This is a genomic window from Aeromicrobium sp. (assembly GCF_036676885.1).
Taxonomy (GTDB): Bacteria; Actinomycetota; Actinomycetes; order Propionibacteriales; family Nocardioidaceae; genus Aeromicrobium.
Genome location: NZ_JAKFCB010000066.1, coordinates 1 through 11,348 on the forward strand (window position 1 = coordinate 1; position 11,348 = coordinate 11,348).

10 protein-coding genes are annotated in these 11,348 nt (G+C 68.9%); 5 read left to right on the plus strand and 5 right to left on the minus strand.

Going from position 1 to position 11,348, the window contains the following annotated elements; genetic code table 11:
• Positions 1–1,222 (minus strand): CCA tRNA nucleotidyltransferase (locus V6M46_RS03685; RefSeq protein WP_442880437.1); only part of this gene is annotated, 1,222 nt, incomplete at its 3' end.
• A gap of 94 nt (positions 1,223–1,316) precedes the next feature.
• On the opposite strand from V6M46_RS03685, the gene V6M46_RS03690 reads away from it, so the two are divergent.
• The 5 genes from V6M46_RS03690 (at position 1,317) to trxA (ending at position 8,069) form a co-directional block, all read left to right on the plus strand.
• Complete coding sequence (locus tag V6M46_RS03690; RefSeq protein ID WP_332662416.1) at positions 1,317–3,383, plus strand: DUF6049 family protein; 2,067 nt, start codon at positions 1,317–1,319, stop codon at positions 3,381–3,383.
• On the plus strand, positions 3,376–5,010 hold the full coding sequence (murJ, locus tag V6M46_RS03695) for a murein biosynthesis integral membrane protein MurJ (RefSeq protein WP_332662417.1): 1,635 nt from the start codon (positions 3,376–3,378) through the stop codon (positions 5,008–5,010). Before V6M46_RS03690 ends, murJ begins: the two co-directional genes overlap by 8 nt.
• Positions 5,011–5,070: 60 nt before the next feature.
• Positions 5,071–6,639 (plus strand): protein kinase family protein, encoded by a 1,569-nt coding sequence (locus V6M46_RS03700; RefSeq protein ID WP_332662418.1) that lies wholly within the window; start codon positions 5,071–5,073, stop codon positions 6,637–6,639.
• 82 nt (positions 6,640–6,721) lie between these two features.
• Positions 6,722–7,696, plus strand: a complete 975-nt coding sequence (trxB, locus tag V6M46_RS03705; protein WP_332662419.1) for a thioredoxin-disulfide reductase — start codon at positions 6,722–6,724, stop codon at positions 7,694–7,696.
• Positions 7,697–7,742: 46 nt separating this feature from the next.
• Complete coding sequence (gene trxA, locus V6M46_RS03710; RefSeq protein WP_332662420.1) at positions 7,743–8,069, plus strand: thioredoxin; 327 nt, start codon at positions 7,743–7,745, stop codon at positions 8,067–8,069.
• A 96-nt stretch (positions 8,070–8,165) separates the two neighbouring features.
• Here the strand turns inward: trxA and V6M46_RS03715 are convergent, their stop codons facing one another.
• From V6M46_RS03715 to V6M46_RS03730, 4 genes are all read right to left on the minus strand, one after another.
• Complete coding sequence (locus V6M46_RS03715; RefSeq protein WP_332662421.1) at positions 8,166–9,056, minus strand: ParB/RepB/Spo0J family partition protein; 891 nt, start codon at positions 9,054–9,056, stop codon at positions 8,166–8,168.
• Between the two features lie 52 nt (positions 9,057–9,108).
• A complete protein-coding gene (locus V6M46_RS03720) occupies positions 9,109–10,065 on the minus strand; it encodes a ParA family protein (protein WP_332662422.1) in 957 nt (318 codons plus the stop codon).
• 55 nt (positions 10,066–10,120) lie between these two features.
• Positions 10,121–10,696, minus strand: coding sequence for a 16S rRNA (guanine(527)-N(7))-methyltransferase RsmG (gene rsmG, locus V6M46_RS03725; protein ID WP_332662423.1), 576 nt, complete (start codon positions 10,694–10,696; stop codon positions 10,121–10,123).
• A 90-nt stretch (positions 10,697–10,786) separates the two neighbouring features.
• On the minus strand, positions 10,787–11,275 hold the full coding sequence (locus V6M46_RS03730; RefSeq protein WP_332662424.1) for a Jag family protein: 489 nt from the start codon (positions 11,273–11,275) through the stop codon (positions 10,787–10,789).
• Positions 11,276–11,348: the final 73 nt, after the last annotated feature.

An 11,348-nucleotide genomic window follows, 5' to 3' on the forward strand; every position in this document is an offset into this window, starting at 1 on the left:
CCTCGAGCTCGTCGTACGTCCGCTGGAGGCGCAGCGCCTTCTTCTGGTTGCGGGTCGTGGAGTCCGCGCGCGTCAGGATGTGCAGGCGTTCGAGCTGGTCGCCGGCGTCGCGAACGTAACGGCGTACGGCCGAGTCGGTCCACTCGCCGGAGCCGTAGCCGTGGAACCGCAGGTGCAGCTCGACGAGCTTCGCGACCTGATCGATCAGGTCGTTGCTGTAGCGCAGGGCGCGCATCCGCTTGCGGGTGAGCTTGGCCCCGACGACGTCGTGGTGGTGGAACGTCACGGTGCCGCCCTCGACGAACCGCCGGGTCTTGGGCTTGCCGATGTCGTGCAGCAGCGCGGCGAGCCGGATCACCAGGTCCGGCGGCGACTCGAGCCGGTCCTCGAGGGCGATCGCCTGCTCGAGCACCGTCAGCGAGTGCTCGTAGACGTCCTTGTGCCGGTGGTGCTCGTCGCGCTCGAGGATCAGCGCGGGCAGCTCGGGGAGCATCTGCGCGGCCAGGCCGGTCTCGACCAGGACCCGCAGTCCGGCGACGGGGTGGGCGCCGAGGATCAGTTTGTTGAGCTCGTCGCGGATTCGCTCCGCCGAGACGATCTCGAGCCGGTCCGCCATGTCGGTCATCGCGGCCACGACGTCCGGCGCGGCACTGAACCCCAGCTGCGACACGAATCGCGCAGCTCGCATCATCCGGAGCGGGTCGTCGCTGAAGGACTGCTCGGGTGTCACCGGCGTACGCAGCAACCGGTCGTCGAGATCGTCCTGGCCGCCGAAGAGGTCGACGAACTCGGCCGACGGCAGGCGGATCGCCATCGCGTTGACCGCGAAGTCGCGGCGGGACAGGTCGCCCTCGAGCGTGTCGCCGAACTGCACCTCCGGCTTGCGGGAGGCGGTGTCGTACGCATCGCTGCGGTACGTCGTGATCTCGAGGTCGTGCTGACCCTTGCGCAGCCCGATCGTGCCGAACTCGCGGCCGACGTCCCACATCGCGTCGGCCCACGAACCGGCGATCCGCTCGATGTCGGAGGGCCGCGCCGAGGTCGAGAAGTCCCAGTCGTTGCCCGGCCGCCCGAGGACCGCGTCGCGTACGGGACCGCCGACGATGGCCAGCTCATGACCCGCGGCCTCGAACAGCGCGCCGAGCTCGGCCAGGAACGGGTTGGCGTCGAGGGACGCCTCGATCCTGGCCCGGCGATCCGGGTTCAGCGTGGACGTGGGCACGAGGACATACTCTATCGGCCCCCACTGGCCTCGGGATTCGCCGCCGCGGCGCCTGTTCGGCAGTCTCGGGGACCGCACGCCCTAGCATGTTCGGGTGAGCAGCCGTCGTCTTCCCGTCATTGTCGCGCTGCTCGTGACAATCCTCGGCGGCCTGTTGTCGCCGGGAGCACCGGCGCAGGCGGCGGACAAGAACCCCGATCTCACGGTCAGCATCCAGTCACTCACCCCCAGCCGGCTCGGACCCGACGCCACCGTCACGATGACCGGCACCGTCACGAACCACGACGCGCACGCGTGGACCAAGGTGCAGGCCTACCTGGTGATCCCGACGGTCCCGTTCACGACGCGAGCGCAGGTCGACGACGCGATCGACAACGGTGCGGCCTACACCGGCGCACGGGTCATCGACCCCGGCACGTTCGACGACATGGGCGACCTCGCACCCAAGGAGAGCCGGCAGTTCAGGATCCGGGTCCCGCACGCCAGCCTCGGCATCAGCGGCGCCGAGGGCGTCTATCCCGTCGGCGTGCAGATCCTCGGCACCGACACCGACGGCGAGCGCAGCGGGGACGCGATCGCACGGGCCACGACGTTCCTGCCGCTCGTCGCTGCCGGCCACCAACGCATCCCCGCCTCGGTCGTCTGGCCGTTCCTCATGCCCGATCGCCGGGGGTTCGACGGTGACTACGCCGACTCGACGGGCCTGCTCACGGCCGTCTCCGCCGGGGGCCGCCTGCGCAACCTGCTCGACCTGGCGGCCAGCACCGATCCCAACACCTCGACGGCCCTGATCGACCCGGCCCTGCTCGTCGGCGTCGACAACATCTCGCGCGGTCGCCGCCTGCCCAAGGGCGTGGAGTTCACCGAGCAGCAGCGGGCCGAGGCCCGTCGATTCCTCGACGACCTGCTGGCGTTCGCCCGGAGGCAAGGCACCTGGGTCCTGGGATTCGACCGGCCCGACGTGCTCGCGCTGAGCCGGAACGCTGATCTCGCGGGTCCCTTGAAGGAGGCCGTCAATCGCGCCACCGACTCCGCGCTGACGACGTTCCAGCTCTTCGGCCGCAAGACCTCGTGGCCCAGCAGGCAGGGCGTCACGACGCGACTGCTCCGCGACCTGCGCGGGTCCGGCGACAGCCCGGTGATCGTCACTTCGGGCGCGCTCCCGGACTGGGACCGGCGCCAGGGCTCGATCGTGCAGTACGCGACGCCGGCCGGCCCGATGCCTCTCCTCGTCACCGACGTCCTCGACGCCGGGGTGCCCGGCCAGGACTCCGTGGTGACACTGCGCCAACGCATCCTCAGCGAGGCCGCCCTGGCGACCCTGCAGCGCGAGATCGATCCCAAGTCGCGCGCAGATGCCATAACTATGGTCGACCCGAGATGGAACCCAGGGACGCAATGGGCCGCGGGAGACCTCTCCGCGGCGTTCGAGGCGCCGTTCACGTCCGGTACCAGCCTCGAGTCGGTCCTGACCCGCCCCTTGACGACGTACGACGGCAAGGTCGCGGTCGCGCGGGATCGCCCCCTCGGCCGGGCCCAGCTCCAGGCGGCGGCCAACATCGTCGCCAGGGGCAGCGCACTGAGCTCGGTCATCCCGCAGAGCGACGCGGTCGACGACTCCCTCGCCCAGGACGTCGCGAGCGTGCTCGGCATCCGCTGGCGCACGAATCCCGGCACCGGCACCGCGATCGCCGAGCGGCTGGCGAAGGACGCCGGCGCCGAGCTCCGCAAGATCACGATCGAGGGACCACCATCAGTCACCCTCTCGAGCTCCAAGGGTGGCTTCCCCATCACGATCCGCAACGGCACCGACGAGGCGATCCGGGTCGGCGTCTCCCTGGACTCCAGCAATCCGGCGCTCAGCATTCCCGACGTCAAGCCCATCGACATCGGCGCCGGCGAGCGCCGCACCCTCACGGTCGACGTCGACCTTGGACGGCAGAAGACGACGTCCGTCACGGCGCGCCTGAAGTCGACCGACGGCAAGGCGATCGGTCAGCCCGCCGAGTTCAACGTCCGCTCCAGCAAGATCGGCGCCGTGCTGTGGGTCGCCATGGGGCTCGCCGCCCTGCTGGTGCTCGCCGCCCTCGTACGCCGATTCAGTCGACGCCGCTTCCGTACGCGGGTCGCACCCGAACGGCTGGCCGACGACGATGACTGACCAGACGATCGCACGCGCCAGCGCCTGGATGGCGCTCGGCACGATCGTCTCGCGGGTCACGGGATTCCTCAGGGCAGCCCTGCTGGCCATCGTGATCGGCACCTCGCTCAACGCCGACCTGTTCGACATCGCCAACACGATCCCCAACTCGCTTTACATCCTGCTCGCTGGCGGCGTCTTCAACGTCGTGCTCGTCCCGCAGCTCGTGCGCGCCATGAAGAACGACGAGGACGGCGGCACGGCGTACGCCAACCGGATCATCACCCTCGGCCTGCTGGTCCTCGGGGTGGGCACGCTGGTGCTCGTCGCCCTCGCGCCCTATCTGCTGCACGTCGTGTTCGACCCGAGCCTCTTCGAGCCGGCCCTGGAGCATCAGCGTGAGTCGGCGCAGCTGCTGATGCTGCTGTGCCTGCCGCAGGTCTTCTTCTACGGCGCGTTCGTCCTGGCGGGACAGGTGCTCAACGCCCGGGGGCGGTTCGGCCCGATGATGTGGGCGCCGATCGTCAACAATGTCGTCGCCTGCCTGGTCGTCCTGACGTACGCGTTCGTGTTCGGCGCCAGCAACGCCGTCGACGGCTTCTCGACGTCGGAGGCGTTGGTGCTCGGCCTCGGCTCCACCGCGGCGATCGTCCTGCAGGCACTCGTGCTGGTGCCCTATCTCCGCAAGGCCGGCTTCCACTACCGGCCGCGGTTCGACTTCCGCGGTGTCGGCCTCGGCAAGACGCTCAAGCTCGGCGCCTGGACGCTGGCGTTCATCATCGCCAACCAGGTCGCGTTCATCACGATCAACAAGATCGCCACCAGCGCGACGATCGACGGCGCGATCGACGGCAAGTCGGCGGCCGGCTCCACGGTGTACGGCCTCGGTTTCCTCATCAGCCAGCTTCCGCACGGTGTCATCACGGTCTCCCTCGCCACCGCCGTGATCCCCACCCTCGCCGCGCTGGCGGCGGACCGGCACTACCGTCGCTTCCGCATCGAGCTCGGTCGCACCGTGCGCATCGCCCTGTCGATCGTCGCCCCGGTCGCGGTCGCGCTGCTGTGTCTCGGCCAGCCGGCGACCGCGATCGCCGGTGGCGTGGGATCGCTCGGCGGGCAGACCGTCGCGATCGGCCACACGATCCAGGCGTTCTCGCTCGCGATGGTGACCTTCACGGTGCACTACCTGATGCTGCGCGGCTTCTACGCCAACGAGGACAACCGCACGCCGTTCTTCATCCAGGTCGTGATCGCGACCTTGAACATCGGTCTGGCCTACAAGCTCGCGTTCAGCGTCGAGCCGGATCGTGTCGCGATGATGCTCGCGCTGTCCTTCGGCATCGCGTACCTCGTCGGCTCGATCCTCTCGGCGTCCTTGCTGGCGTTCGCGGTGGGTAATGTCTTCGATTGGGAGATGCTGGTGTTCGTCGTCCGGCTCGTCGCGGCGTGCGCCCTCGCCGCGTTCGTCACCCTCGGCTTCGCCCACGGCCTCGACACCGCGGGCATCGAGCCCGCCCGTGCCGTCGGCGGTGCGATCACCACGGTCGTAGCCGGTCTCGCCGGCGCCGTCACGTACGTCACGGCGGCCCGTGTGTTCGGCATGGAGCAGCTGACGTACGTCGTCGACACCCTGCGACGCCGCAGCTGATTCGCCTGTCTCCTATCCGCTCGCGGACTAGCATGGAAAGTAGTAAGAGAAGGGGTGTCGATGAGCGTGAGGCGGCTGCTGGCCTCCGGTGATGTGCTCGCGCACCGCTACGAACTCCAGGACCTCGTCAGCGAGAAGCTCGGGTCCACGACGTGGCGCGCGCACGACCAGGTGCTCAACCGCAACGTCGGCATCGAGATGCTGTCGAGCTCCGATCCCCGCGCCGACCACTTCCTGCAGGCGGCCCGCGAGTCGACGAGTGTCACCGACCCCCGCTTCCTCAGGGTCCTCGACCTGATCGAGGACGAGCAGCACCACCACCTCGTCGTCCGTGAATGGGCCCGCGCCTTCCCACTCGACCAGCTGCTGGCCCAGTCACCCCTGCCCAACCGCCGCGCGGCGACGGTCGTGGCCGAGGTCGCCGAGGCGCTCTCACACGCCCACGAGCACGGCGTCTACCACCGCAGGCTGACGCCCCACCAGGTGCTGCTCAAGCAGTCCGGTGCCGTACGCGTCGTCGGCCTCGGTGTCGCGACCGCGCTGGCGCCGGTCGGCCGGCAGGACTCCCTCGCCGACCTCCAGGGCTACGAGCAGCTCGATGTCCAGGCGATCGGCAAGCTCCTCTACGCCTGCCTGACGAGTCGTTGGCCCGGGGCACACGTCGACGGCCTCAACGCCGCGCCGACCGAGCACGGCCGGCTGCTCCGGCCCCGCCAGGTCCGTGCCGGGGTCTCGCGCGACGTCGACACGACGTGCGATCGCATCCTCGGCACCCCGCCGCGCAACCACGCGACACCGTTGCGCAAGGCCGCCGACATCGCCCGTACGCTCCGGCTCTCCGGTGAGGACGACGACCTGCACGACGACCAGCCCAGCCTCGCGAGCATGTCATCGCCCGACCTGCTGCGGCTCGACCCGGTGATCGTGCCGGAGGGACCTCCACCCGGGCTCGAGCCGCCACGCCGTCGCCCCAAGGCGTACGAACCGGCGCCCCCGACGACGCTCGAGCGCGGCAAGGAACGGGCACGACGGGCGGCCAGGGGCGACCGTGGCCTGGTCCTGCTCGGCATCATCGGCGCTCTCGTGATCCTCACGGTGCTGGCGTTCCTCGTCGGCCGGTCGACCAACGACAGCGCCGATCCGATCGAGCGCACCAGTCCCCTGCGGGTCCTGCCGATCCAGCGGGCCGGCGACTTCGACCCCCAGGGCGACGACACCGGCGAGAACCCCGAGCAGGCGCGACGGGCGATCGACGACGACCTGTCGACGGGTTGGCGGACCTCGACCTATCTCGGCTCGGCCGAGCTGGGCGGGCTCAAGGACGGCGTCGGCATCGTGCTCGACCTCGGCGGGGCGCGCGAGGTCGACTCGTTGCGCGTACGTATGGCCGACGCGCCGACGAGCTTCTCGATCTACGCTTCGTCGTCCACGACGACGCGTGTTCCCGCAACGCTTCGCGGCCTGCGTCGCGTCGCAGTCCTCAACGACGCCGGCACCGATGCGACGGTGTCGTTGGAGTCCGGCATCCTCACGCGTTACGTCGTCGTCTGGCTGCGCTCTGTGCCCGAGGTCGAGGACGACCGCTTCCGCGGTGAGATTCGCGAGGTCGTCATCCGCGGCCGGTCCTGACGCGCCGGGACGGTGTCCGGCGCGGGAATGCCCAACACCTAGTATTCGTTGATACCCGTACCACGATCAGAAGGCATTTTTCATGAGCGACTCAGTCCGCAATCTCATCATCATCGGTTCGGGGCCGTCGGGTTACACCGCGGCGCTGTACGCCGCGCGCGCCAATCTGGAGCCGCTGGTCTTCGAGGGGTCGGTGACCGCCGGTGGTGCGCTGATGACCACGACCGATGTGGAGAACTTCCCCGGCTTCCCCGACGGCATCATGGGTCCGGAGCTGATGGACAAGCTGCGTGCCCAGGCCGAGCGTTTCGGCGCCGAGCTGGTCGCCGATGACGTCACTGCGGTGGACCTGACCGGTGACGTCAAGACCGTGTCGCTGGCCGATGGCACGACCTACAAGGCGCTGGCTGTGGTGCTGGCGATGGGTTCGGGTTACCGCAAGCTCGACATCGAGGGTGAGGACCGGCTGTCCGGTCACGGGGTGTCGTGGTGTGCGACGTGTGACGGGTTCTTCTTCCGCGAGCAGAACATCGTCGTCGTCGGTGGCGGTGACTCCGCGCTGGAGGAGGCGACGTTCCTGACCCGGTTCGCGTCCAAGGTCACCATGGTGCACCGCCGTGACCAGTTCCGTGGGTCCAAGATCATGCAGGACCGGGCCTTCGCCAACGACAAGATCGCGGTCGAGTGGAACTCCGAGGTCGCCGAGCTGCACGGCACCGACCAGCTCGAGGGCATCACGTTGCGCGACACGGTCACCGGCGAGCTGCGCCGGATCGACGCGACCGGGCTGTTCATCGCGATCGGCCACGACCCGCGCTCGGAGCTCCTCAAGGGACAGGTCGAGCTCGACGACGAGGGCTACGTGCTGGTCGAGCCCGGCTCCACGGCGACCAACCTGCCCGGGGTGTTCGCCGCCGGCGACCTGGTCGACCACACCTACCGACAGGCCGTGACCGCCGCCGGCACCGGCTGTGCCGCGTCCCTGGACGCCGAGCGTTACCTCGCCGACCTCGAGCACGCCGGCGCACCCAGCCCCACCGCCGCCCTCGTGGAATAACCACCGCGCGCAGACGTTGAACTGACAACAGACCTGAAGGAGAACCATGGCAGACATCACCCCCGTCACCGACGCGGACTTCGACGAGAAGGTCCTGAAGGCCGACGGCCCCGTGCTCGTCGACTTCTGGGCCAGCTGGTGCGGCCCGTGCCGCCAGCTCGCTCCGATCCTCGAGGAGATCGCCAAGGAGAAGGGCGAGAAGCTGACCATCGTCAAGATGGACGCCGACGCCAACCCGGTCACACCGGCGCAGTACCGCGTCACCGGACTGCCGACCATGAACCTCTACTACAAGGGTGAGGTCGTCCGGTCGATCGTGGGCGTTCGTCCCAAGAGCGCGATCCTCAGCGAGCTCGAGGAGCACGCCAGCTGATCAGCTGCAGCAGCACGAAGGAAGCCCCGGTGATGTTCTCACCGGGGCTTCTTCTTTGCGTCGTCTATTGCTTTATCTATTTGTCGACTTGTTGCTTTAGCTCTTCTTCGGGTCCATCATCTCGACGATCCGCTCGAGGTCCTCGAGCGTCGCGAACTCCACCGTGACCTTGCCCTTGGACCGGCCCAGGTCGACCTTGACGCGGGTGTCGTAGCGCTCCGAGAGCCGGGCCGCCAGGTCCGCCAGGCGAGGAGCCGACATCTTCGGCGACTGGCGTACGGCCGGGCGCTTGGTCGACTCGGGACCGACCGTCACGATCTCCTCGAGGGCTCGGACCGACAGTCCTTCGGCGACGACCCGGGTCGCGAGTCGGTCCTGGATCTCGGGGTTGGCGACACTGACCAGGGCGCGCGCATGGCCGGCCGAGAGGACCCCCGCGGCCACTCGCCGCTGGACCGCTGGCGACAGCTTCAGGAGCCGGAGCGTGTTGCTGATCTGGGGGCGCGACCGACCGATCCGGTCAGCCAGCTCCTCGTGCGTGCAGCCGAAGTCCTCGAGCAGCTGCTGATAGGCCGACGCCTCTTCCAGCGGGTTGAGGTTGGACCGGTGCAGGTTCTCCAGCAGTGCATCGCGCAGCAGGTCCTCGTCGGACGTGTCGCGGACGATCGCACCGATCGTATCGAGGCCGGCCTTGCCGCTCGCGCGCCAGCGCCGCTCCCCCATGATGAGCTCGTAGCGGTCCTTGCCGACCTCACGAACCACGATGGGCTGGAGCAGGCCGACCTCCTTGATGGAGTGGACCAGCTCGCCCATGTGGTCCTCATCGAAGACCTGCCGGGGCTGCCGGGGGTTGGCAACGATCTGGTCGAGCGGGATCTCGGCGAACCGCACGCCGTCGATCTCCTGAAGACCCGAAGCCTTCGCCTCGGCCGGGCCCGACGGGATGAGCGACTCGAGCCCACGTCCCAGACCGCGTCGTGTGCTCATGCCGTCACCTCCAGGAAGAACCCAGCCTTGATGACTCGTTCGCTGCGCTCACTCATGCTGTCGCCTCCTGCTGGCCGGCCATCGCGATCTCGCGCGCGGCCTCGAAATAGGACAGCGCACCGGAGGACGCGCCGTCGTACGTGATGACGGACTGCTGATAGCTCGGTGCCTCGGAGATCCGGACCGATCGCGGTATCGCGGTCTTGAGGACCTTCTCATCGAAGTGCTTGCGTACTTCGCCGGCCACGCCTGCGGAGAGCCGGGTACGGGCGTCGTACATCGTCAGCAGGATCGTCGAGATCTCGAGCTTCGGGTTGAGGTGGGAGCGGATCAGCTCGATGTTGCGGACCAGCTGCCCGAGACCTTCCAGGGCGTAGTACTCGCACTGGATCGGGATCAGCACCTCACGGCCGGCGACCATCGCGTTGACCGTCAGCAGGCCGAGCGACGGCGGGCAGTCGATCAGGACGTAGTCGATACGGTCCCCCGCGTCGGCGCAGTCGGCCAGGTACGTCTGCAGGGCGCGGTCGAGTCGCGATTCACGTGCCACGAGCGAGACCAGCTCGATCTCGGCGCCGGCGAGGTCGATCGAGGCCGGCAGCACGGTCAGACCCTCGATGTCGGGGCACGGCTTGATCAGCTCATCGAGGTCGGTGCCATCGACGATCGCTTCGTACACGCCGGGGGTCCCCTCGGAGTGCGGCACGTTGAGCGCCGTCGACGCGTTGCCCTGCGGATCGAGATCGATCACCAGGACACGCAGTCCCTTGATCGCCAGCGCAGCCGCGACGTTGACGGTCGTGGTGGTCTTGCCGACGCCACCCTTCTGGTTGGCGACCACGAACACCCGGGTCTGGGCCGGCGGGTCGAACCGCGGCGTCGCTGAGGCGCGCTGGATGAGGGCGATGTGCTCCTCGACCTCAGAGGCCAGTGGCGTCGAGTCGTCGTGCGACGGCACGGGCACCCGGTAGGTCGACGCGGTGGTGGGGCCTGGCTGGCGCTCGCTCATGGATTCCCCTCGTTGGTTTCACGTGAAACATGCGGTTGGTGGGGCGTCGGGTCGTTCACTTGCTGACCTCCACCACAGTCGTCGGCACCTCGCCGTTGGCGTACGTCGCCACCACGATAGTCGTCGCGCCGAGCCGGTGGAGGGTCGCCGTGGCGGCGGTGACCTCGTCCTGCGCCGTTCGGCCCTTGAGGGCCAGCAGCACGCCGCCCTTCTTCACGAGCGGCAGACACCACCGCCCCAGCTTGTCGAGCGCGGCGACGGCCCGAGCGGTCACCACGTCGTACGTCTCGTGTACGTCCTCAGCCCGCGAGCGGAGCACCGTGACGTTGTCCAGGCCGAGCTCGCTGACGGCCTCCTCGAGGAACCGGGTGCGGCGCAGCAGCGGCTCGACCAGGGTCACCGCCAGATCGGGCCGAGCGATCGCCCAGACCAGTCCGGGCAGACCGGCACCGGTGCCGATGTCAGCCACCGAGGCGCCGTGGGGCACACGTGGCACGACGACCGCCGAGTTCATGATGTGCCGATCCCAGATGCGGGGGACCTCGCGCGGACCGATCAGCCCCTTCACGACGCCATCGGTCGCCAGGATGTGCGCGTACTGCTCGGCGATCGGCAGCCGGGAAGCGAACACCCCCGCCGCGTGCGACGGGGGTGTTTCACGTGAAACATCCGGGCGGTCGGCGCCACCTGGATCGGAAGTGGGTCCTGTCATCGGCGCACCCTACTCGGCCGAGGTGGACTCGGCCGACGTGTGGACGACGACATAGCGATGCGGCTCCGTGCCCTCGGACGAGCTCGTGAGCCCGTTGTCCGCGACAGCATCGTGAACGACCTTGCGCTCGAAAGGCGTCATCGGGTCGAGCGCCACGGACGGCTCTCCGGCCCGGACCTTGTCGATCGCCTCCTGGGCGATCGCCACCAGCTCGGTACGCCGGGCGGCACGGAAGCCCGCGACGTCGAGCATCAGCCGGCTGCGCTCGCCGGTCTCGCGGTAGACCGCCAGACGGGTGAGCTCCTGCAGAGCGTCCAGCACCTCGCCGTCCCGGCCCACCAGGTGGTCCAGGTTGCCACCGACGATCTCGACCGCGGCACGATCGCCGTCGACGTCCATGTCGATGTCACCATCCAGATCGGCGATGTCGAGCAGACCCTCGAGGAAGTCCGCGGCGATGTCGCCTTCCTTCTCCAACTTCTTCGCCAGGTCGCTCACTTGGTGCCGTCCTTGTCCGTCTCGTCGTTCTTGCTCGTGATGTCGGGCTTTCGCTTCGGCGGGCCGGCGGGCT

What these genes read in the sequence shown, in the direction of transcription:
- V6M46_RS03720 (WP_332662422.1), bottom strand. Translation starts at nt 10,065, where the DNA reads ATGAGCGAGCGCCAGCCAGGCCCCACCACCGCGTCGACCTACCGGGTG.
- murJ (WP_332662417.1), top strand. Translation starts at nt 3,376, where the DNA reads ATGACTGACCAGACGATCGCACGCGCCAGCGCCTGGATGGCGCTCGGC.
- V6M46_RS03700 (WP_332662418.1), top strand. Translation starts at nt 5,071, where the DNA reads ATGAGCGTGAGGCGGCTGCTGGCCTCCGGTGATGTGCTCGCGCACCGC.
- trxB (WP_332662419.1), top strand. Translation starts at nt 6,722, where the DNA reads ATGAGCGACTCAGTCCGCAATCTCATCATCATCGGTTCGGGGCCGTCG.
- V6M46_RS03715 (WP_332662421.1), bottom strand. Translation starts at nt 9,056, where the DNA reads ATGAGCACACGACGCGGTCTGGGACGTGGGCTCGAGTCGCTCATCCCG.
- trxA (WP_332662420.1), top strand. Translation starts at nt 7,743, where the DNA reads ATGGCAGACATCACCCCCGTCACCGACGCGGACTTCGACGAGAAGGTC.